Below are 21721 nucleotides of genomic sequence, written 5' to 3' on the forward strand. Positions count from 1 at the left end.
GGCCGTGAGATGGGCCCTCGTGAAGGTGTCGCTGGCCGTCACCGCCATGGTCGTCATCGCCTTCGCCGTCCCCCTCGGCCTCGTCGTCGAGGAGATGGCCCGCGACCGGGCCTTCTCCAACGCCGAGCGGCGCGGCGCCGGCCTCGCCCCGGTCCTCGCGATCACCACCGACCGGACGGAGCTGGAGAAGGCCGTCGCCACCACCGAGGACGGCGCCGCCGGCCGGCTCGCCGTGCACGTCCCGCCCGCCACGCCCGACGGCCAGGCCCTGGAGATCGGCACCCGGCGGGCCGGAGCCGAGGAGCTGACCGCCACCCGCACCCTCGGCCGCGCCTCGATCGCCGAGGTGCCCGGCGGCTACGCCCTGCTCCAGCCGACCGCGATCAGCTCCGGGCAGGTCGCGGTCGTCGAACTCTTCGTCCCCGAGGGCGAGGTGACCAACGGCGTCGCCACCGCCTGGCTGGTCCTCGCCGGGGTCGGCGTCGCCCTGATCGTCGGCTCCCTCGCCGTCGCCGACCGGCTCGGCGTCCGCATGGTCCGCCCCGCGCAGCGCCTCGCCCGCGCCGCCCACGAGCTCGGCGAGGGCCGGCTCGGCGCCCGGGTCGCCGAGGAGGGCCCGCCCGAACTCAAGTCGGCCGCCGTCGCCTTCAACTCCATGGCCGACCAGGTCGTCCAGCTCCTCGCCAACGAGCGCGAGCTCGCCGCCGACCTCTCCCACCGGCTCCGCACCCCGCTCACCGTGCTCCGCCTCAACGCCGCCTCGCTCGGCTCGGGCCCCGCCGCCGACCAGACCCGGGCGGCCGTCGAGCAGCTGGAGCGCGAGGTCGACACCATCATCCGCACCGCCCGCGAGGCCAAGCCGCAGACCACCGCGCCGACCGGTCCCGGCGCGGGCTGCGACGCCGCCGAAGTGGTGCGCGAGCGGATGGAGTTCTGGTCCGCGCTCGCCGAGGACGAGGGGCGGCTCGTCCGCCTCGCCGGGGTCGAGCGTCCGGTACGGATCCCGGTGGCGCGCCCCGAGCTCGCCGCCGCCCTCGACGCCCTGCTCGGCAACGTCTTCCGGCACACCCCGGAGGGCACCGCCTTCTCCGTCGACGTCCACAACGGCGACGACGCGGTCATCGTCCTCGTCTCCGACGCCGGGCCCGGCATCGCCGACCCGGACGCCGCGCTCGCCCGCGGCAACAGCGGCACCCGGGCCGGCTCCACGGGCCTCGGCCTCGACATCGTGCGCCGCATGGCCGAGAGCACCGGCGGTGACGTCCGTCTCGGCCGCTCGGTCCTCGGCGGCACGGAGGTACGCGTCTGGATCGGGCTCGCCGGCCACCGCGCCGACGGCTCCGGAGGCCGCCGCTCGCCCCGCCCGCCCGGCCGCCGCAAGGCCGCCGGGCGCTGAACCTTTGCCCGTGGTGATGGCCGCCTTAAGCGGAGCCTAAGAAACCCAACCTCGGCCCGTATCAAGGCATTTGTCTGAATCCCCGGCGCTAGCGTGCTGCCCGCACCCCCACACCGCACCCCCACCCCCACCCCCTACCCCCGCACCACGGAGGCAGCACGCATGGGCAGCAACGGGCACCGGCGCAGGACCAGCGGCCGTACGAAGGCCGTCGGCGCGGTCGTCGCGGCGGCCGTCACCGGAGGCACGGTCCTCGCCCTCACGGGCACCGCCCAGGCCGCCGCCGTCGGCGCCGCCTACACCAGGACCTCCTCCTGGACCGGCGGCTACACCGGCCAGTACGTGATCACCAACGAGACGTCCGCCGCCCAGTCCGACTGGACGCTGGAGTTCGACCTGCCCGCCGGGACCACGATCGGCTCCCTGTGGAACGGCGACCACACGGTCTCGGGCCGGCACGTCACCGTGAAGCCCGCGAGCTGGAACCGGCAGCTCGCCCCCGGCCGGTCCGTCACCGTCGGTTTCGTGACCTCGGCGGCCGGACAGGCCGGGGACCCGGCCGGCTGCCTCATCAACAAGGCCGCCTGCTCGGCCGGCGGCCCCGCCCCCACCCCCAGCGGCCGCCCCACCGACCAGCCCACCGCCACGGCGACCCCGACCGCCACCGCGAGCCCGAAGCCGACCGCCACCGCCACCGCGCCCCCGAAGCCGACCCCCACGGCCACGGCGACCACCACCGCGCCCCCGAAGCCGACCCCGAAGCCGACCCCGACCCCGACCCCGACCCCGACGCCGACGCCCACCCCCACCGGCACCGGGGCCCCCGTCACCGCCGCCAGGTACGCCCCCTACGTCGACACCTCGCTCTACCCGGCGTACGACCTGCTCGCCACCGCCGACGCCACCGGGGTGAAGGAGTTCAACCTCGCCTTCATCACCTCCGGCGGCTCCTGCGCCCCCCTGTGGGGCGGCGTCACCGACCTCGCGAACGACAAGGTGGCCGCCCAGATCGGCGCCCTGCGCGCCAAGGGCGGCGACGTGCGGGTCTCCTTCGGCGGCGCGGCCGGCCACGAGCTGGCGCTGAACTGCGCGACCGCCGCCGACCTGGCGAAGGCGTACGGCAAGGTCGTCGACCGGTACGGGCTCACCAAGGTCGACTTCGACATCGAGGGCGCCGCGCTGCCCGACACGGCCGCCAACACCCGCCGCTCCCGGGCCATCGCCCAGCTCCAGCAGAAGCACCCCGGACTGAACGTCTCCTTCACCCTGCCGGTGATGCCCGAGGGCCTCACCCAGCCCGGAGTGAGCCTGCTCGCCGACGCGAAGCGGAACGGCGTCCGGGTCGACGCGGTCAACATCATGGCGATGGACTACGGCCCGGCCTACAGCGCCGACATGGGCACGTACGCGATCCAGGCCGCCACCGCCACCCAGGCGCAGATCAAGGGCGTCCTCGGCCTCTCCGACGCCGCCGCCTGGAAGACGGTCGCGATCACTCCCATGATCGGCGTGAACGACGTCACGACCGAGGTCTTCACGGTCGACGACGCCGCCCAGCTGGTCGACTTCGCCAGGTCCAAGGGGATCGGCTGGCTGTCGATGTGGTCCTCGACCCGGGACAAGCAGTGCGCGGCCGGCGCCGTGAACCACGCGGACGCCACCTGCTCCTCGATCCTCCAGCAGCCGCTGGCCTTCACGAAGGCGTTCGCCGCCTACAAGTAGGCCGCCCTGTCCCCCCACACCGCGTGCCCCGGCCGGACCACCCCACCTCCGGCCGGGGCACGCTTCCTCCGTACGTCGGACGCGTCAGACCCCCTGGGAGGTCCTCCACTCCTGGGCGTAGTCGTCGAAGATCGCCCGCAGGTGGTGGCCGATCTTCAGGTAGTCGAGGTCGTCCAGGTTGGCCAGCGAGACGCGGACCGACCACTCGGGGCCGTCGAAGCCGCCGCCGTTGAGGAGGACGACGCCGGTCTGCTCGGCGAGCCGGAACAGCGGGTCGACGGGCTCGTACTCCTTCTCCAGGAAGTCGGCGAAGTCCTGGCCGTGGACGCGCTGGGCCTCCGCGAGCAGGTCGAGCTCGATGTAGTACCCGGCCCGCTTGTCGTCCTCGGCGATCTTCATCCGGGCGCCTTCGAGGAGCAGGTCGAGCCGCTGCCCGACGATCGCCCGCAGCCGCTCCTTGTACGCCTGGCCCTCGGGGAGCATGTCGAAGAGCGAGAACAGCGTCATCATGACCTGCTGCGGCAGCGACAGGCCCGCGGTGTGGTTGAGGGCGACCTGCCGGGAGTCGGCGACCAGCCGGTCGATGAACTTGATCTTCTCCGGGTCCAGGGAGAGCGTCCCGTACCGCTTGTTCAGCCGTTCCTTCTCGGCGGGGGGCAGGTCGGCGATCATCCGGTCGATGACGTTGTCGTCGTTGAGCCCGATGACGCCGAGCCGCCATCCGGTGGCGCCGTAGTGCTTGGAGTACGAGTACACGAGGAGCGTGTTCCGCGGCAGGTCGGCGGCGACCGAGCGGAAGCCGGGGACGAAGGTGCCGTAGACGTCGTCGGTGACGATCACCAGGTTCGGGTTCTTCTCGGCGACGATGTCCTTGAGCTGGTTCGCGACCCGCCGGCTCAGCGCGAGGGACGGCGGGTTGGAGGGGTTGACCAGGCAGAGCAGCTTGACCGACGGGTCCTCCAGCTTGGCGACCTCCTCCTCCGGGTAGCGCCATTCGCGGACGCCGGTCTCGGCGAAGAGCGAGGCGTTGACGTGGACGACGTCGAACTCGTACGTGTCGAGCTCGGGGATCTCGATGTACGGGGTGAACACCGGCACCATCAGGGCGATCCGGTCGCCCTTCTCGAGGATCCCGTTCTTCATCAGGGAGTCGAAGACGTAGCACATGGCGGCGGTGCCGCCCTCGGTGGCGAAGTACGAGACGTTCCCCTCGGGCGGCCGACGGTCGAACATCTCGTCCTCGACGTAGCCGCGGACGACCTGCTCGGTGTGGGTGAGGATCCGGTCCGGCACCGGGTAGTTGTCGCCGATGGAGCTGTCGGTGAGCTCGTGGACGAAGGCGTCCTTGTCGAAGCCGAAGCGCTCGACGGCGTACTCGACCGACTTCTGGAGGAGTTCGATGCCGGGCAGGTCGGGGTGCTGCCGTACGAAGGTGTCGAAGCGGGCGCCGGAGCCCTTCAGTTCGGGCATGCCGCCGAGGTCGTCGGCGGTCCACACCCGGCGGGACTCGGAGAGCGCGAAGTAGCCGAGCGCGTGGAAGGCCTCGCGGGGGCTGGTGGCGGTCCAGTTCGGGTTGCCGCGGCCGGCGTTGAGCATCTGGACCGAGGACTTGCCCTTCTGGCCCGGCTGGTCGGCCTGGGCCGTCTGGGCGAGGGTGATGAACTTGTCCTTCAGCTCGAACGGCGAGAGCTGCGCGAAGGACTTGATCTCCTCGCGGGTGAACGTGGTCCTGGGCATGGGGCGTCCTTACGTAGGAGGTCGGCGGGAGGTCAGTGGGAGGTCGGTGGGAGGTCAGTGGTTGAGGATGACGATCACGGCGCCCCAGATGGTCAGCAGCACGTTGCCCACCGCGTAGGGGATCGTGTAGCCGAGCGTGGGGATCTGGGACCTGGACTGCTCGTTGATCGCGCCGATCGCCGCGGTCGTCGTCTGGCCGCCGGCCAGCACGCCCATCAGGATCGGGAAGCGGATCTTCTGCACGTGGTGGCCGACGAGGAAGCCGACGAGCAGCGGGACCAGGGTGGCGACCGCGCCCCACAGGAGCAGCCCCCAGCCGGCCGTCGACAGGCCGCTGGTGAAGCTCGGACCGGCGTTGATGCCGACGACGGCGACGAAGGCGCAGAGCCCGAAGGTGTCCATGAACCACTGGGCGCCCGGCGGGACGTTGCCGTACGTGGGGTACCTGCCGCGGATCCAGCCGAAGACCAGGCCCATGATCAGCGCGCCGCCCGAGGTCGACAGCGAGATCGGCACGCCGGAGACGGTGAGGGCGGGGATGCCGACGCAGCCGCCGAGGAAGACGCCGAGGCCGACCCAGAGCATGTCGGTGGCGAAGGAGGTCGGCACCGGCTTGCCGATGGCCTTCCCCGCCGGGCCCACGAGCCGCTTCGGGCCGGTGAGGATCACGGTGTCGCCGCGCTCGATCTTCGTGGCGAGCCGGTAGGGGAACTCGGCGCCCGAGCGGTAGATCTTGTCGATGTACACGCCGACCATGAAGGGCTCGCGGCGCAGCTCGGCGACGGTCTTCCCGAGCTGCTCCTTGTTCGAGGCGACGACGTGCAGCGACTCGGTCTCGTAGCCGAGGAGTTCGACGTCGTCGGTCTCGGGGCCGATGTGGGTGCGGGCGTCGAAGTCGACGAGGGAGCCGCGCAGCGCGGAGACGGCGACGGTGTCGCCCTCGCGGAGGACGGTCCCCTGGTCGTGGGGGAGGACGGTGCCGTCGCGCCGCACCCGGGTGAGGTAGATGCGGTGGCCGAGCTCCTTCTGCTGGTTCTCGAAGTCGTCGATGGTGCGGCCGACGAGGTCCGGCCGCCGGATCGTGTACGCGCGGAGGACGACCTCGTAGTAGCCCTCGGCGAGGTCGGGGTTGTCGCCGGGGGCGTCCAGCTCCTTGGCGAGCCGCGCGGACTCGGCGGCGAGGTCCCGTCGGTAGAGGCGGGGGAGGATGCCGGCGAGGAGGAGGGCGCAGAGGATCGTGCCGAGCGGGTAGGTGACCGCGTACCCGATGGCGACGAGGTTCTCCTCGGTCTTCGTCTGGCCGGCGGAGAGGCCCGGGAGGTTGCCGATGGCGTCCTGGGCGACGCCGATGACGGCGGACTGGGTGAGCGCGCCGCCGAGCAGGCCGGCCGAGAGCCCGGGGCCGTACCCGAGCATCACGGCGAAGCCCCAGGAGACCAGCAGGCCGGTGACGCAGACGATGAGGGCGTTGACGACCTGCGGCAGTCCGTCCTTCTTCAGGCCCCGGAAGAACTGGGGGCCGACCTTGTAGCCGAGGGCGAAGAGGAAGAGGGTGAAGAAGAGGTTCTTCACCGTCGCGTCGATGGTGATCTTGAACTGGGCGCCGAGCAGCAGCCCCGCGACGAGGCAGCCGGTCACGGCCCCCAGGGCGATCGCCTTGTAGCGCAGCTTCCCGAAGAGGAAGCCCAGGGCGACGGTGATGAAGACGAGCAGCTCGGGGTGGGGCTGGAAGATGTTCCGGTTCAGGAAGTCGATCATGGAGGGAGGGCCGTCTCTCAGGCTCCCAGGATGCCGACCAGGAGCGGGCCGGTCAGCGGGAGCAGGAAGTTGGAGAGGGTGTACGTGATCGTGTAGCCCAGCATCGGGACCGAGCTCTGCGCGACCTGGGTGACCGAGGTGATCGCCGGCGTCGAGCACTGCTGGCCCGCGATGGCGCCGATCAGCAGCGGTTTCTCGATGTTCAGCAGCTTGCGGCCGACGAACAGCGAGACCGTCGCCGGTACGAGGACCATGGCGATGCCCGCGAACGGCAGCAGCGCCCCGTACTCCTTGAGCAGCGGCCCCGCCTGCGGGCCGGAGACGAGTCCGGTGCAGGCGATGAAGATGGCCAGGCCCATGTCCTTGATCGTGGTCGCGGCCTGCGGCGGGAAGGCGCCGAAGGTCTGGGTGCGGGAGCGGAACCAGCCGAAGAGCAGTCCGGAGATGAGGCAGCCGCCGCCGGTGCCGAGCGACATCGGGACGTCGCCGAACTTCACCACGACCTGCCCGAGGAGCGAGCCGCAGGCGATGCCGAGGCCCAGGTAGATGAAGTCGGTGGCGTCGTTCTTGACGATCGCGCCGACCTTGGAGGCCAGCCGGCCGAGCGAGGAGCGGGCGCCCACCAGGGTGAGCACGTCACCGCGCTGGACGACGGTCTCCGGGGTCGCGGGCAGATGCGACTCGTTGCGCAGCACGTCCGTGACGTAGACGCCGCCGGAGGCGATCTCCGGGTGCTCGACGGTCAGCTGGTCCAGGGACTTGCCGACCGCCGCCTTGTCCGTGAGGGAGACCTGCTGGGTGGCGAGCGGGGTGTCGAGGCCCGGGACGGCCGGGGTCTCGGGGCCGATCAGCCGGCCCGCCTCGATGATGTTGGCCCGCCGGCCGACCGCGAGGACCAGGTCGGAGAGGGTCAGCTCGAAGCCGGGCGGGGGAGGGGTGAGGATCTCGCTGCCCCGCTTCACCGCCTCGACGGTGACCCGGTTGCCGAACTGCCGCTCCAGGTCGGAGACCTTGGCGCCGTCGGCGACGGTGACGAGGAAGGTGCGGCCGACCATGCCGGGCAGCGCCTCGCGCTCGTCGGCCTCCAGGCCGCCGCCGGTGCCCCGCATCTTCTCCCACAGCTCGCGGGAGGCGTCGCGGAGGTTGATCCGCATCATCATCGGCATGATCTGGCTGGTGTAGATCACGATGGTGATGAGGCCGAAGAGGTAGCAGACGGTGTACGCGGTGGCCACATGGCCCTGGTACTGGGTGATCTGCGCCTGGGTCAGGTCGGAGAGCTTGCCGATGGCCTCGGTGGCCGTGCCGACGACCGCGGACTCGGTGGCCGCGCCCGCCAGGATGCCGGCGGCGGTGCCGACGTCCAGGTCGAAGGCCGCGGCGAGTCCGAGGGCGATGCCGACGACGCAGACGACCTCGATGAGGCAGAGGGCGAAGTAGCGCAGGCTCTTCTTGTTGAGGTTGGCGAAGAACTGGGGGCCGGCCAGATAGCCGAGCGAGAAGATGAAGAGCGCGAAGAAGATCGTCTTCACGTCGTCGGAGACGGTGACCTTCGCCCAGGCGCCCATGAGCAGCGACACGATCAGCGTCCCGCAGATGCCGCCGAGCGTGATGGGGCCGACCCGGAGCTTGCCGAGGAGGTATCCCGCGGCGAGGCAGACGAAGAGGGCGAGTTCGGGATGGTCGCGCAGCACACCCATCCGGCCTCACCCCACCCACATGGGGCAAAAACCTCTGATAGCAGACATAAGGGGACGCTAGCAGCGGAAGATCGACAGAGGGTCACCACCGCACCCATCCGGGTGAACACCCGTACGCCCCTTCACCCCTTCACCCCTTCACCCCTTCACCGCCCCCCGCATCACCCCGCCCACGATCTGCCGCCCGAACAGCGCAAGCACCACGAGCAGCGGCAGCGTCCCGAGCAGCGCCCCCGCCATCACCACCGAGGTGTCCGGCACATAGCCCCGGCCGAGCCCCGTCAGCGCCACCTGCACCGTCGGACTGCCCGTCTGGGTGAGCGCGAGCACCGGCCAGAAGAAGTCGTTCCACGCCGCCACGAACGACAGCATCCCCAGGACCGCCATCGCCGGCCGCGCCGCCGGCAGCACCAGGTGCCACACCACCCGCAGCGTCCCCGCCCCGTCCATCCGCGCCGCCTCCAGGAGCTCCGGCGGCAGCGCGCCCCGCAGGTGCTGGCGCATGTAGAACACGCCGAAGGCCGAGACCAGCGAGGGCAGCACCACCGCCTGCAGCTGGTCGGTCCAGCCGAGCCGGGCGACCAGCAGATAGAGCGGCACCACCCCGAGCTGCGGCGGCACCAGCATCGTCGCCCCCACCAGGAGCAGCAGCGGCCCCCGGAAGCGGAACCGCAGCCGGGCGAAGGCGAAACCGGCGAGCGTCGAGAAGACCACCGTGCCCACCGCCACCGACCCCGCCACCACCGCCGTGTTGGCCAGCGCCTCGCCCATCCCGCCCTCGCCCCAGGCCACCGACACGTTCCGCGGCAGGTTCCGCCCGAACCGGAACGGCGGCGGCGACTGGGCCAGCCGCCCGCTCGTCCGCGAGGCGGCGACCGCCGTCCACAGCAGCGGGAAGACGGACACCGCCGTGAACAGCGCCAGGAGCAGGTACGTACCCCACCCGCCCCGCTCGTACGACTCCGAGCCCGACCGTCCCGTCACCGCCGCGACCCCCTCCCGCGGGCGAGCCGCACGAGCCCGAACACCACCACCAGGAGCAGCAGCATCGCCCAGGCGATCGCCGCCGCCCGCCCCAGGTGCAGGTTCACCCAGCCCTGCTCGTACAGGTAGAGACCCAGCGTCTGGTACTGGTGGTCGGCGCCGCCCGAGGCGCCCGCCCCGCTGCTGAACAGCAGCGGCTCGCCGAAGAGCTGCACCGCCCCGATCGTCGACACGAGCCCGGTGAACGCCAGCGCCGGCCGCAGCCCCGGCACGGTGACGTGCCGGAAGCGCCGCCACCGCCCGGCCCCGTCGAGCGCCGCCGCCTCGTACAGCTCGTGCGGGATCGTCTGCATCGCCGCCAGGTAGATCAGCGCGTTGTAGCCGGTCCAGCGCCAGATCACGATCGACGCCACCGCGAACCTCGACGCCCACGGCCCGTTCTGCCAGTCCACCGGATCGAGCCCGACCAGGCCGATCGCCCAGTTCACCATCCCCTGGTCCCGCCCGTAGAACAGCGCGAAGACCAGCGTCGCCGCCGCCACCGACGTCGTGTACGGGGCGAGCGCCGCCACCCGGAAGAAGAGCCGCCCGCGCAGCCGCGCGTCCAGGAGGTGCGCCGCACCGAGCGCGAGCAGCAGCTGCGGGACGGTCGCGAGGACCCCGATCAGCACCGTGTTGGCCAGCGCGTTCCAGAAGAACTCGTCGGTGAGCAGCCGGGCGTAGTTGTGGAGCCCCACCCACTCCCGGGCCTCCGGCGCCGTCAACTCCACCCGGAACAGCGAGGTCCACGCCGTCGCCACCAGCGGGAAGAGACCGAACGCCCCGAACAGCAGGAAGAACGGCGCCACCAGCACGTACGGCGCCGACCGCGACCGCAGCCGGCCGAGCCGCTCCCGCCGCCCGGCCCCCGGCCGCCCGGCTCCCGACCGCCCGGGCCCGCCCGGAACGACCACGGGCAGGGCCCGCGCCACGAGCTCCCCGGCGCCGCCCGCACCCGCCCGCCCCTCCGGCTCGCCGCCGTCCCGGCTCCCCACCCCGGCCCCGGCCGCCCCACCGGCCCCCGCCGTCACGTCCTCCGCCATCCCGTCCCGTCCATCCGCCTCACCGGTCCAGCGCGTTGTCGATGGCCTCCATCGCCGCCCGCCACGCCGACTCCGGCGAGCGGCCCGTCTGGTCGACCTGGAGCATCCCGGTGTCGGACAGGATCGTGTTCACCAGGCCGTCCTTCGGCCCGACCGGCGCCACCGGCACCCCCATCGCCGCCGCCGAGTAGATCCGGCCCACCGGCGCGTCCCCGAAGTACGGGTGCCGGGCGTTCCTCACCTGCGGCAGTCCGAAGGCGGCCTCGGCGCTCGGGAAGCTGCCGCGCCGCTCGAAGAGCACCGCCTGCTGCTCCGGCGCGGTCAGCCAGGCCGCCAGCGCGGCCGCCTCCTCGACGTGCCTCCCGGCGGCCGGGACGACCAGGAAGGAGCCGCCCCAGTTCCCCGGCCGGGGCGCCGTCGCGATCTCCCACTTCCCCTTCCCGTCCGGGCCGCCCTTGTCCTGGATGTAGCCGAGCATCCACGCCGGGCAGGCGATCGAGGCGAACCTGCCGTGCGCGAAGCCCTGGTCCCAGTCGGGGGTGAACTGCTGGAGCCGGGCGGTCAGTCCGTCCTCGGCGAACCGCGCGCCGAGGTCCCAGGCGGCCCGCACCGCCGGGTTGGTCGCCACCACGAGCCGCCCCTCGGCGTCGTAGTAGCGCAGCCCCGCGCCCGAGATCACCGCGCCCATCACCCCGGACGCCGAGTCGGTGAAGGCCACGCCCTCCGGCGCCCGTGCGGCGAACCGGCGGCCCGTCTCCAGGTACTTCTCCCAGTCCCCGGCCCACAGCCGCCCCACCTCCTCCCGGTCGGTGGGCAGCCCGGCGGCGGCGAAGTGGTCCGTGCGGTAGCAGACGGCCAGCGGTCCGATGTCGGTGCCGAGCCCAAGCACCCGGCCGTCCTCCGTCCGCGCCTGCGCCCACTTCCAGGGCAGGAAGTCGGCCTCCCGCACGCCGGGCGCGCGGGCCAGGTCGACGAGCCGGCCGGCCTGCGTGTCGACGACCTCCGCGATGTTCCCGACCTCGACGGCCTGGACGTCGGCGAGGCCCGCGCCGGCCGTGAGGTGGGTGAGCAGCTGCGGGTAGTAGACGTCGGCGCGGGCGAGGGAGGTCTGCCGGATCGCCACGTCCGGGTGGAGCCGCATGTACGTGTCGTACAGCCCGGCCTCCTTGAGCCCGAAGGTGCCGTACACACCGACGGTGAGCGTGACCGGCCGCCCCGAGCCGTCGACGGTCTCCCCGGCGCCGGCCGCCGGCGGCACCGGCGGGTCGTCCGCGCAGCCCCCGAGCAGCGCGGCGGCGAGCAGCAGCGCCAGGGCGCGGGCGCGCGCGCCGGTCCCTCGTGGTGTCCCGTTCCTCCGCCCCATGGGCCCGACCGTAGGCGGCGGGGGAGGGGCGTCCGGCGGGGCGGCGCCGGGGCCCGGGCGCGCCTCACCCGTTCGGACGCCTTCGGCGGCGCCCGGTCGCTCCGAGTCGTCGAACGTCTTCGACGACTCCCGCATATTGACCGTGTTCTGACAGGACTCCGATAGTGGGAGCGCTCCCATACCTCTGCTCCACTTCCCGACGGGATACCCATGCGCAGACCACGACTCCTCGCGGGGCTCGCGGGCCTGGCCCTGACGGGCGGGCTCCTCGCCGGCGCCCTCCCGGCCGGCGCCGCCGAGACCGCCGCACCGGCCCGGACCGCCGCATCCGCCTCGTACACCTGGAAGAACGTCCGCGTCGACGGCGGCGGCTTCGTCCCCGGCCTGGTCTTCAACCGGACCGAGGAGAACCTCCTCTACGCCCGGACCGACATCGGCGGCGCCTACCGCTGGGACCGGTCCGCCTCCTCCTGGATCCCGCTCCTCGACCACGTCGGCTGGGACGACTGGGGCCACACCGGCGTCGTCTCCCTCGCCTCCGACACCGCCGACCCCGACAAGGTGTACGCCGCCGTCGGCACGTACACCAACGACTGGGACCCCGGCATGGGCGCCGTCCTGCGCTCCGCCGACCGCGGCGCCACCTGGCGGCGCGCCGACCTCCCCTTCAAGCTCGGCGGCAACATGCCGGGCCGCGGCATGGGCGAACGCCTCGCCGTCGACCCGCACGACAACCGGATCCTCTACCTCGGCGCCCCCAGCGGCAACGGCCTCTGGCGCTCCACCGACTCCGGCGCCACCTGGGCGAAGGTCACCTCCTTCACCAACCCCGGCGACTACCGGCAGGACCCCACCGACACCAGCGGCTACAACTCCGACGAGCAGGGCGTCGTCTGGGTCACCTTCGACGAGTCCACCGGCACGGCCGGCGGCGCGACCCGGACGATCTACGTCGGCGTCGGCGACAAGGAGAACGCCGTCTACCGCTCCACCGACGCGGGCGCCACCTGGACCCGCCTCGCCGGCCAGCCCACCGGATACCTCGCCCACAAGGGCGTCCTCGACGCCGAGAACGGCTACCTCTACCTCGCGTACAGCGACACGGCGGGCCCGTACGACGGCGGCAAGGGCAAGGTCTACCGGTACGCGACCGCCACCGGCGCGTGGCAGGACATCAGCCCCGTCGCCGAGGCCGACACCCACCACGGCTTCAGCGGCCTCACCGTCGACCGGCAGCACCCCGGCACGGTCATGGTCTCCGCCTACAGCTCCTGGTGGCCCGACACCCAGTTCTTCCGCACCACCGACTCCGGCTCCACCTGGACCAAGGCGTGGGACTACTCCTCGTACCCCACCCGCTCCAACCGCTACACCATGGACGTCTCCTCGGTGCCCTGGCTGACCTGGGGCAGCAACCCCACCCCGCCCGAGCAGACCCCCAAGCTCGGCTGGATGACCGAGGCCCTGGAGATCGACCCCTTCGACTCGAACCGGATGCTGTACGGCACCGGCGCCACGGTCTACGGCACCACCGAGCTCACCAAGTGGGACACGGACACGAACTTCACGATCAAGCCGATGGTGAAGGGCCTGGAGGAGACCGCCGTCCTCGACCTGGTCGCGCCGCCGTCCGGCGCCCCGCTGATCAGCGCCCTCGGCGACGTCGGCGGTTTCCGCCACACCGACCTGTCGGCCGTCCCGCCGATGATGTTCACCTCCCCGAACTTCACGTCGACGACCAGCCTCGACTACGCCGAGACCGACCCGAACACGCTCGTCCGCTCCGGCCACGTCGACGGCGGCCCCCGGGTCGCCTTCTCCACCGACAACGGCGCCCACTGGTTCGCCGGGCAGGAGCCCGCGGGCGGCAGCGGCATCACCGGCGGCGGCACGGTCGCCGCGGCCGCCGACGGCAGCCGCTTCGTCTGGAGCCCCGAGGGCACCGCCGGCGTCCACGCCGCCACCGGCTTCGGCACCTCCTGGACGGCCTCGACCGGCATCCCGGCCGGCGCCACCGTCGAGTCCGACCGGGTCGACCCGAAGACCTTCTACGGCTTCCAGGGCGGCACCTTCTACGCCTCCACCGACGGCGGCCTCACCTTCACCGCCAGGGCCACCGGACTCCCCGCCAAGGGCGACGTCCGCTTCAAGGCCGTCCCCGGGAAGAAGGGCGACATCTGGCTCGCGGGCGGCGCCCCCGACGCCGCGTACGGCCTGTGGCACTCCACCGACGGCGGCGCCACCTTCACCCGGGTCGCCGGCGTCGACCAGGCCGACGCCATCGGCTTCGGCAAGGCCGCCCCGAACGCCGCCTACCCCGCGCTCTACTCCAGCGCGAAGATCGGCGGCGTCCGCGGCATCTTCCGCTCCACCGACGCCGGCGCCACCTGGGTCCGGGTCAACGACGACGCCCACCAGTGGGGTTGGACCGGCGCCACCATCACCGGCGACCCGCGCGTCTACGGCCGGGTGTACGTCGCCACCAACGGCCGCGGCATCGTCTACGGCGACACGAGCGAGACGGGCGGCGGGGGCGGGGACGACGGCGGCACCGATCCCACGGATCCGCCGGACCCGACCGACCCGCCGGACCCGACCGACCCGCCCACTCCGCCCGCCGGCGCCTGCAAGGTCTCCTACAAGGTCACCAACCAATGGCAGGGCGGCTTCCAGGCCGACGTCACCGTCACCAACACCTCCGCCGCCGCCTGGAACGGCTGGACCCTCGGCTGGTCCTTCGCCGCCGGGCAGACCGTCGGCCAGATGTGGAACGCCACGCCCGCCCAGACCGGCACGGCCGTCACCGCGAAGAACGCCGGCTGGAACGGCGCCGTCGCCGCCGGAGCCTCCGCCTCCTTCGGCTTCACCGGCTCCTGGACCGGCAGCAACCCCGTACCCGCGGCCTTCACCCTGGGAGGTGCCACGTGTTCCGCCGGCTGACCGCCGCCGCCCAGTTCGGCTCCGTCACCTGATCTGCGCACGAGAACGACCGAGGCCCCGGTTCGTCCGAACCGGGGCCTCGACCTTCAGGGTGAGTAACGGGACTCGAACCCGCGACATCCTGGACCACAACCAGGTGCTCTACCAGCTGAGCTATACCCACCACGACCGGCGGTTTTCCCGAAGGTTTCCCCGACCGGCCGAGAAGAAGTCTACAGGGTTCGGAGGGGTGCTCGCGCACACGTTTTCCCCGGGTGCGCGAGCGAGCCCTTCCGGGGGTCCTACTCCGCCGGGACGACGTGCCGGGCCGCGATCTCCTTCGCGGTCTCCGAGTCCGGACCGGGCTGCGGCACGAAGACGGCCTCCCGGTAGTAGCGCAGCTCGGCGATGGACTCGCGGATGTCCGCGAGCGCCCGGTGGTTGCCGTTCTTCTCCGGACTGTTGAAGTACGCCCTCGGGTACCAGCGGCGCGCCAGCTCCTTGACCGAGGACACATCGACGATCCGGTAGTGGAGGTGCCCCTCCAGGGCGGGCATGTCGCGGGCGAGGAAGCCGCGGTCGGTGGAGACCGAGTTCCCGCACAGCGGCGCCTTGCCGGGCTCCTTCACGTGCTCGCGGATGTACGCGAGCACCTGCGCCTCCGCGTCGGCCAGCGTGGTCCCGCCGGGCAGCGCGTCGAGCAGTCCGGAGGCCGTGTGCATCTGGCGCACGATCTCCGGCATGGTCTCCAGGGCACGGTCCGGCGGGCGGATCACGATGTCCACACCTTCGCCGAGCACGTTCAGTTCCGAGTCGGTGACCAGCGCGGCCACCTCGATGAGTGCGTCGTCCGTCAGCGAGAGCCCGGTCATCTCGCAGTCGATCCACACCATGCGATCGTTCATGCGTCCTACCTTAGGCGGCCGGACGGGCGGAGAGCCGCCCCCGTGCGTCCGGGAAGCGCCCGGAAGCGCCGGGAAGGCCCCCAGAGCCCCCGGACGTGCTGAAGGGCGCCCGGGGGTGGTGTTCCCCGGGCGCCCTTCGGCACCGCGTCGCGCCGCTTGTGGCGGCGGCGGTTCTCGGTGCCGGTGGTGGGGGCTCCCGCGTCAGGTGGGTGCCCCCACCGGGCCGGCGCCGGCGGTCATGGGGCGCTGCGCTGGCCCGGCAGGGCGGGGCGGCCCGGCGTGTAGGCGTCGCCCGGCGGTTTGCCGGGCTCCAGCGACACCCCGGGGCGACGGATTCCCGCCACCACCTGCGAGGGCACGGTCGACTCCAGGACGGCCGTCGCGGGCTCGCCCTGGGGCCGCCTGGCCCGGTACGCCGCCCGGTAGGCCGCCGGCGAGGAGCCGAGCTGCCGCCGGAAGTGGCCGCGCAGCGCCACCGGCGAGCGGAAGCCGCAGCGCCCCGCGACCTCGTCCACCGAGTAGTCCGAGGTCTCCAGGAGCCGCTGCGCCTGGAGCACCCGCTGGGTGATCAGCCACTGGAGCGGCGCGGAGCCGGTCAGCGAGCGGAAACGGCGGTCGAAGGTCCGCCGTGACATGTACGCACGGGCCGCCAGGGTCTCCACGTCGAACTGCTCGTGGAGGTGCTCCAGCGCCCAGGCCACGACCTCGGCGAGCGGGTCGGAGCCGATCTCCTCCGGTAAAGACCTGTCGAGGTAGCGCTCCTGACCGCCACTGCGCCGCGGCGGGACGACCAGCCGGCGCGCCAGGGCGCCCGCGGCCTCCGTGCCGTGGTCGGTCCGCACGATGTGCAGACACAGATCGATTCCGGCCGCGGTGCCGGCGGAGGTCAGCACGTCCCCGTCGTCGACGAAGAGCTCCCGCGGGTCCACGTGGACCGACGGGTAGCGCTTGGCGAGCGTCGGCGCGTACATCCAGTGCGTGGTCGCCGGCCGGCCGTCGAGCAGGCCGGCGGCGGCGAGGACGAACGCACCGGTGCACAGGCCGACGATCCTGGCCCCTTCCTCGTGTGCCCTGCGGAGGGCTTCGAGCGCTTCCGGCGGCGGCGGCGAGGTGATCGAGCGCCAGGCCGGGACGACGACCGTCCCCGCGCGGCCGATCGCCTCCAGGCCGTACGGCGCGGTGAGTTCGAGCCCGCCCGTGGTCCGCAGGGGGCCCTCCTCTCCCGCGCAGACGAGCAGCCGATAGCGCGGAACGCCGGCGTCCTGCCGGTCGATGCCGAACACGGAGAGCGGGATGGAGCTCTCGAAGATGGGGCCGCCGCTGAACAACAGCACCGCGACGACTTCGCGACGGCGGCGCCCGGACAGCTTCCGTGCCGCCTCCGGTGCGGCGGAGTCCTGGCTCATGGCGCTAAGTTCCCCTCGGTGTTCGCGTCTCCCTGGTCGTGTCGCTGTGCCACGTTTCCCCTCGGTTCTGCACGAGACCCCAGTCGTCGGTACCCATGATCGAATCTACTGTGTCCCGTGCCGCCGGCGTGACAAGTTCGCGATCCGGCAGATTGTCGACAAGGCCACTTGGCGTGAAGCGATCGATCCGCAGGTGACCGCCCAAGGGGCCCGCGAGCGGGGCCCCGACGGGGCGAAGTGGCCGTGTGCGAGGGGTGTGGCCCCGTGGGGCGGGGCTTTCGCGGGGGAGCGGGCAGGCATAGGCGTACCGTTTCGGCAAGGACGCGCCGGGAACTTCAAGTTGGCTGAAAACATATGGGATCGGCTGTGCGAACCTGTCAACTCCAGGGGCTCCGTGAGCGTCCGCTCAGCCCCGGTGGCGGCTCCCCGGACCCTCCGCGCGCAGTCCCCGCTCCGACCGGCGCAGCAGCAGCCGGCAGGCGGCCGTCACGGAGGCGAGCCCGAGAGCGGTCCCGCCGGCCCCGCCGAGCGAGGTGCCGAAGGCGAGCAGCACCAGCGGCACGAGGGCGCAGCAGAACACCGCCCAGCGGACCACGTCGCCCGCCGGGTCGGCGAGCCGCCCGCCGGCCGCCCCCGGCTCCGCCCGGCCGCCCGCCGCGGACCCGGCGGGGCCGCCCGTCTCCGGGGCGACGGCCGCCGCGGGGCCCGGTACCCGGGCGCGGCGGCGGGAGCGGGCGGGGCGGACGGCGGCGGCGGAGGCGGTGGACGCGGCGGAGGCGGCGGAGGACGGTGCGGGCACGGGCGGGCTCCCAGCGACGGTGATCCGGACCTGTGGGGAACGAGGAACGGAATGCTCCGGTCACTCTGAGCGACGCCCGTTCGGCCCTCGGGGCCCTGGCCGGGGGACGCCTGTAGGGCACATCCGGCATTGCCAGATGGTGAATCCTTCGTGCATCCTCCGGAGGGCACCGCGCGCACCGACCCGCGCACGAGCGGTCAGCACGCCGGGCACGGCACGGCGGGCCCTGGGCAGGAGAGGAGTGTCGCCGTACCCTTGCGGGTATGGGCTTGGGAAGATGATTCCCGGACACAGCTCCGCCGCCACCCGTTGTTCCGCTCCCTCCCCCGTCCCTTCCCACGAGGACTTCCCTAGCCGAGACACCGATGGCCGGTCACGAATTCCCCGAACCCGCGGACCGCAAGCGCGTCGCCGACTCCACGGTCGACCCCCTCGCGGTGGAACAGCCACGCCACGCCTGCGACCCGGCCTTCCGGCACGGGGTGGTCGTCGGCTTCGACGGCTCCACGTCCAGTGAGCGCGCCCTGGCGTACGCCATCGGCATGGCCCGGCGCTCCGGCTCCGGCCTGATCATCGTGCACGTCGCGAACCGGCTCCCCACCACCGTGTGGGCGGGGTGCGAGCCGCCGGTCTTCGTCGACGTCCCGGACCACCGCACCGAGGTCCTCGGCCTGGAGCTGGCCTGCGCGGACCACCTCTCCGAGGTGCCGTGGATCCTGGTGGAGCGCGGCGGGGACATCTGTCACGAGCTGGAGGAGGTCGGCCGCGAGTACTCGGCCGACGCGATCGTGGTGGGCTCGACGCACGGGATCGTCGGGCGGATCTTCGGCTCGGTGGCCGGCCGGCTCGCGCGGCGCGCGCGACGGCCCGTGATCGTCATCCCCTGACGCCCTTCCGGCCCCGCCCGTCACACCCGACTCTCCCTCAACTCCCTTTCCCCGGCGATAATTTCCGCCCGGCTCAGGTGATTTGTGCGCTTGTGAAGGGTAGTTAAAGAGGACCGGAACTCAGCAGCTCAGGCGGCATCACCGCCCGTTCGAAGGGAGCCCCACGTGAACAAGGACGTCGCGTCGGGGAACGGCACCTCCACCCTCGGAAACCTCGCACTCGGACTGACCCTCCTGGCCTTCGGCCTGGGCGGCACCGGTGTGATCGACAACGTCGCGGCAGCCGATGCCGCGGGCCTCGCCACCTGGGTCGGCGGCGTGGCGCTCTTCCTGGTCGGCCTGCTCGCCCTGCGCGCGGGCAGCACCGGCGACGGCACGGCCTTCGCGGCGCTCGGCGCCTTCTGGTTCACCTGGGGGACCGGAGTCGGCGGCGGGGCCTCGGCGGACGCCGCCGGACTCTTCCTGCTCCTGTGGGCGCTCCTGGTGCTCACGCTGACGCTGGCCGCGAAGGGCGGCGGCGTCTTCGGACAGGGCGTGTACGCCCTGCTGTTCCTCGCCCTGCTGCTCTCGGGCATCGCCGCCCTGGCGGGCAACGAGGGCCTCGGCAAGGCGGGCGGCTGGGTGGCCGCGCTCGCGGGCCTCGCGGCCTGGTACGGCGCCACGGCGGCGGTGGCCGGCTGGCCGACGGCCCTGGGCCGGGCGAGCAGCGGCAGCACGGCGGCAGCGGCGTAAGCCGGTCGCGTAGAGGGAAGCAGAACGGCCCCCGCGCACCTGGGATGCGCGGGGGCCGCTCTTCGTGTCCGGTCGGTTCCGCCGGGGGACAGGCCCGGCGGTACGGCTCCGGGGGACAGGCCCGGGGCCGTGGCGTCGTGCGGCGGGTGACAGGTCCCGCCGGGCGACTACTCGACCGTGACGGACTTGGCCAGGTTGCGCGGCTTGTCGATGTCGCGGCCCATGGCGAGGGCGGTGTGGTACGCGAAGAGCTGGAGCGGGATGCCCATGAGGATCGGGTCGAGCTCGTCCTCGTTCTTCGGGACCACGATGGTGTGGTCGGCCTTCTCCTGCGGCTGGTGCGCGACCGCGAGGATGCGGCCGGAGCGGGCCTTGATCTCCTCCAGGGCGGCGCGGTTCTTCTCCAGGAGGTCGTCGTCGGGGACGATCGCGACCGTCGGCAGGGCCGGCTCGATGAGGGCGAGCGGGCCGTGCTTCAGCTCGGAGGCCGGGTACGCCTCGGCGTGGATGTAGGAGATCTCCTTCAGCTTGAGGGAGGCCTCCAGGGCGACCGGGTAGCCCCGGACGCGGCCGATGAACATCATCGACGCGGCACCGGCGTACTCGGCGGCGAGGCGCTTGATCTCCTCCTCGTCCTTGAGGATCTCCTCGATCTGCGAGGGCAGCTTGCGCAGGCCCTCGATGATCCGCTTGCCGTCGGTGACGGACAGGTCGCGGATGCGGCCGAGGTGGAGGGCGAGGAGCGCGAAGGCGACCACCGTGTTGGTGAAGCACTTGGTGGAGACGACGCAGACCTCGGGTCCGGCGTGGACGTAGACGCCGCCGTCGGCCTCGCGGGCGATGGCGGAGCCGACCACGTTGACCACGCCGAGGACGCGGGCGCCCTTGCGCTTGAGCTCCTGGACGGCGGCGAGCACGTCGTACGTCTCACCGGACTGGGAGACGGCGATGTACAGGGTGTCGGGGTCCACGACCGGGTTGCGGTAGCGGAACTCGGAGGCCGGCTCGGCGTCGGCGGGGATGCGGGCCATGCCCTCGATGAGGGAGGCGCCGATCATGCCGGCGTGGTACGAGGTGCCGCAGCCGAGGATCTTGATGCGGCGGATGGTGCGGGCCTCGCGCGGGTCGAGGTTGAGGCCGCCGAGGTGCACGGTGGAGAAGCGGTCGTCGATCCGGCCGCGCAGCACGCGGTCGACCGCGTCGGGCTGCTCGGAGATCTCCTTGTGCATGTACGTGTCGTGGCCGCCCATGTCGTAGGAGGCGGCCTCCCACTCGACGGTCTCGGGGGTCGCCGTGGTGGAGGCGCCCGCGACCGTGTAGGTGCGGAAGTCGTCGGCCTTCAGGGTGGCCATCTCGCCGTCGTCGAGGGTGACGACCTGGCGGGTGTGGGCGATGAGCGCGGCCACGTCGGAGGCGACCAGCATCTCCTTCTCGCCGATGCCGAGGATGACCGGCGAGCCGTTGCGGGCGACGACGATGCGGTCGTTGAAGTCGGCGTGCATGACGGCGATGCCGTAGGTGCCCTCGATGACCTTGAGCGCGTCGCGGACCTTGTCCTCGAGGGTCTCGGCCTGGGAGCGGGCGACGAGGTGGGTGATGACCTCGGTGTCCGTCTCGGAGGCGAAGACGACGCCGTCGGCCTCCAGCTTGGCGCGGAGCTCCTGGGCGTTGTCGACGATGCCGTTGTGGACGACGGCGACCTTGTTCTCGGGGTCCAGGTGCGGGTGCGAGTTGTGGTCGCTCGGGGCGCCGTGGGTGGCCCAGCGGGTGTGCGCGATGCCGGTGGTGCCGGTGAAGCGCTTGGGGACGCGGGCCTCCAGGTCACGGACCCGGCCCTTGGCCTTGACCATCTTCAGCGCCGCGCTCTTCGGGCTGTTGATGACGAGACCGGCGGAGTCGTAACCGCGGTACTCCAGGCGGGCGAGGCCCTCCAGGAGCAGCGGCGCCACGTCGCGCTTACCGATGTAACCGACAATTCCGCACATAAAGGAAACCCCTCCGGTTGATGAAGTGCTGTGGTGCCGTGGTGCTCAGCCGTAGACGATCCGGCGCAGCTGCCGGAGCGAGAGCTCCGGCGGCGCGACGGCCCGGTGCGGCAGCTCGGCGGAGATCCGTTCGAAGATCTCCGCGTTCACCGCTCCGCCGGACTGCAGTTCGCGGTGGCGGCGCCGGACGAACTCCTCGGTCGTCTCGTCGAAGTACGCCAGCACGTCGAGCACCACCCGGGCGGCCTCACCGCGCTGGAGCGCGGTGCTTCGGACCAGATGGTCGATGAGGTCGTCATGGGACGGGCGGCGTTCGAGCACCCATGAATATTGAGGGGTACCCACG

General features: G+C 72.4%; 16 protein-coding genes and 1 tRNA gene. 5 read left to right on the forward strand and 12 right to left on the reverse strand.

Features of this window, described 5'->3' with window-relative positions; genetic code table 11:
- The first annotated feature begins 4 nt into the window (after window positions 1–4).
- Together HHL19_RS00755 and HHL19_RS00760 are read left to right on the forward strand one after the other, a co-directional pair.
- Window positions 5–1396, forward strand: a complete 1392-nt coding sequence (locus HHL19_RS00755) for a HAMP domain-containing sensor histidine kinase (RefSeq protein ID WP_169084475.1) — start codon at window positions 5–7, stop codon at window positions 1394–1396.
- A gap of 162 nt (window positions 1397–1558) precedes the next feature.
- Window positions 1559–3118 (forward strand): cellulose binding domain-containing protein, encoded by a 1560-nt coding sequence (locus tag HHL19_RS00760; protein WP_169084488.1) that lies wholly within the window; start codon window positions 1559–1561, stop codon window positions 3116–3118.
- An 84-nt stretch (window positions 3119–3202) separates the two neighbouring features.
- Here the strand turns inward: HHL19_RS00760 and HHL19_RS00765 are convergent, their stop codons facing one another.
- The 6 genes from HHL19_RS00765 to HHL19_RS00790 form a co-directional block, all read right to left on the reverse strand.
- Entirely contained in the window at window positions 3203–4855 is a 1653-nt protein-coding gene (locus tag HHL19_RS00765; protein WP_169084490.1) for a bifunctional aspartate transaminase/aspartate 4-decarboxylase, read from the reverse strand.
- 54 nt (window positions 4856–4909) lie between these two features.
- Window positions 4910–6613, reverse strand: coding sequence for an aspartate-alanine antiporter (aspT, locus tag HHL19_RS00770; RefSeq protein WP_169084492.1), 1704 nt, complete (start codon window positions 6611–6613; stop codon window positions 4910–4912).
- Between the two features lie 17 nt (window positions 6614–6630).
- A complete protein-coding gene (gene aspT, locus HHL19_RS00775; protein WP_169084494.1) occupies window positions 6631–8313 on the reverse strand; it encodes an aspartate-alanine antiporter in 1683 nt (560 codons plus the stop codon).
- Window positions 8314–8451: 138 nt separating this feature from the next.
- Window positions 8452–9297: a carbohydrate ABC transporter permease gene (locus HHL19_RS00780; RefSeq protein ID WP_169084496.1), complete on the reverse strand. Its 846-nt coding sequence runs from the start codon at window positions 9295–9297 to the stop codon at window positions 8452–8454.
- Window positions 9294–10379, reverse strand: a complete 1086-nt coding sequence (locus tag HHL19_RS00785) for a sugar ABC transporter permease (RefSeq protein WP_240981369.1) — start codon at window positions 10377–10379, stop codon at window positions 9294–9296. The genes HHL19_RS00780 and HHL19_RS00785 overlap by 4 nt, the downstream gene beginning before the upstream one ends.
- A gap of 19 nt (window positions 10380–10398) precedes the next feature.
- A complete protein-coding gene (locus HHL19_RS00790) occupies window positions 10399–11742 on the reverse strand; it encodes an extracellular solute-binding protein (RefSeq protein WP_169084498.1) in 1344 nt (447 codons plus the stop codon).
- Window positions 11743–11952: 210 nt separating this feature from the next.
- Here HHL19_RS00790 and HHL19_RS00795 point away from each other — a divergent pair, with 210 nt between their 5' ends.
- On the forward strand, window positions 11953–14682 hold the full coding sequence (locus tag HHL19_RS00795; protein WP_169084500.1) for a cellulose binding domain-containing protein: 2730 nt from the start codon (window positions 11953–11955) through the stop codon (window positions 14680–14682).
- A 90-nt stretch (window positions 14683–14772) separates the two neighbouring features.
- On the opposite strand, the gene HHL19_RS00800 is transcribed toward HHL19_RS00795, so the two are convergent.
- The 4 genes from HHL19_RS00800 to HHL19_RS38385 all read right to left on the reverse strand — a co-directional run bounded on the left by HHL19_RS00800 (window position 14773) and on the right by HHL19_RS38385 (window position 17567).
- A tRNA-His gene (locus HHL19_RS00800) sits at window positions 14773–14845 on the reverse strand.
- A 118-nt stretch (window positions 14846–14963) separates the two neighbouring features.
- A complete protein-coding gene (gene orn / locus HHL19_RS00805; RefSeq protein WP_169084502.1) occupies window positions 14964–15566 on the reverse strand; it encodes an oligoribonuclease in 603 nt (200 codons plus the stop codon).
- A gap of 236 nt (window positions 15567–15802) precedes the next feature.
- Window positions 15803–16972 (reverse strand): helix-turn-helix domain-containing protein, encoded by a 1170-nt coding sequence (locus HHL19_RS00810; RefSeq protein WP_169084503.1) that lies wholly within the window; start codon window positions 16970–16972, stop codon window positions 15803–15805.
- Window positions 16973–17378: 406 nt separating this feature from the next.
- On the reverse strand, window positions 17379–17567 hold the full coding sequence (locus HHL19_RS38385) for a hypothetical protein (RefSeq protein ID WP_169086166.1): 189 nt from the start codon (window positions 17565–17567) through the stop codon (window positions 17379–17381).
- 569 nt (window positions 17568–18136) lie between these two features.
- On the opposite strand from HHL19_RS38385, the gene HHL19_RS00820 reads away from it, so the two are divergent.
- Together HHL19_RS00820 and HHL19_RS00825 are read left to right on the forward strand one after the other, a co-directional pair.
- Window positions 18137–18658, forward strand: coding sequence for a universal stress protein (locus tag HHL19_RS00820; protein ID WP_030750021.1), 522 nt, complete (start codon window positions 18137–18139; stop codon window positions 18656–18658).
- A gap of 165 nt (window positions 18659–18823) precedes the next feature.
- A complete protein-coding gene (locus tag HHL19_RS00825; RefSeq protein ID WP_169084505.1) occupies window positions 18824–19390 on the forward strand; it encodes a GPR1/FUN34/YaaH family transporter in 567 nt (188 codons plus the stop codon).
- A gap of 167 nt (window positions 19391–19557) precedes the next feature.
- Here HHL19_RS00825 and glmS read toward each other — a convergent pair whose 3' ends face one another.
- A complete protein-coding gene (glmS, locus tag HHL19_RS00830) occupies window positions 19558–21375 on the reverse strand; it encodes a glutamine--fructose-6-phosphate transaminase (isomerizing) (protein ID WP_169084507.1) in 1818 nt (605 codons plus the stop codon).
- A 45-nt stretch (window positions 21376–21420) separates the two neighbouring features.
- Window positions 21421–21696 (reverse strand): hypothetical protein, encoded by a 276-nt coding sequence (locus HHL19_RS00835; protein ID WP_030324756.1) that lies wholly within the window; start codon window positions 21694–21696, stop codon window positions 21421–21423.
- Window positions 21697–21721: the final 25 nt, after the last annotated feature.

It is taken from the genome of Streptomyces sp. R302, assembly GCF_012927245.1.
Taxonomy (GTDB): Bacteria; Actinomycetota; Actinomycetes; order Streptomycetales; family Streptomycetaceae; genus Streptomyces.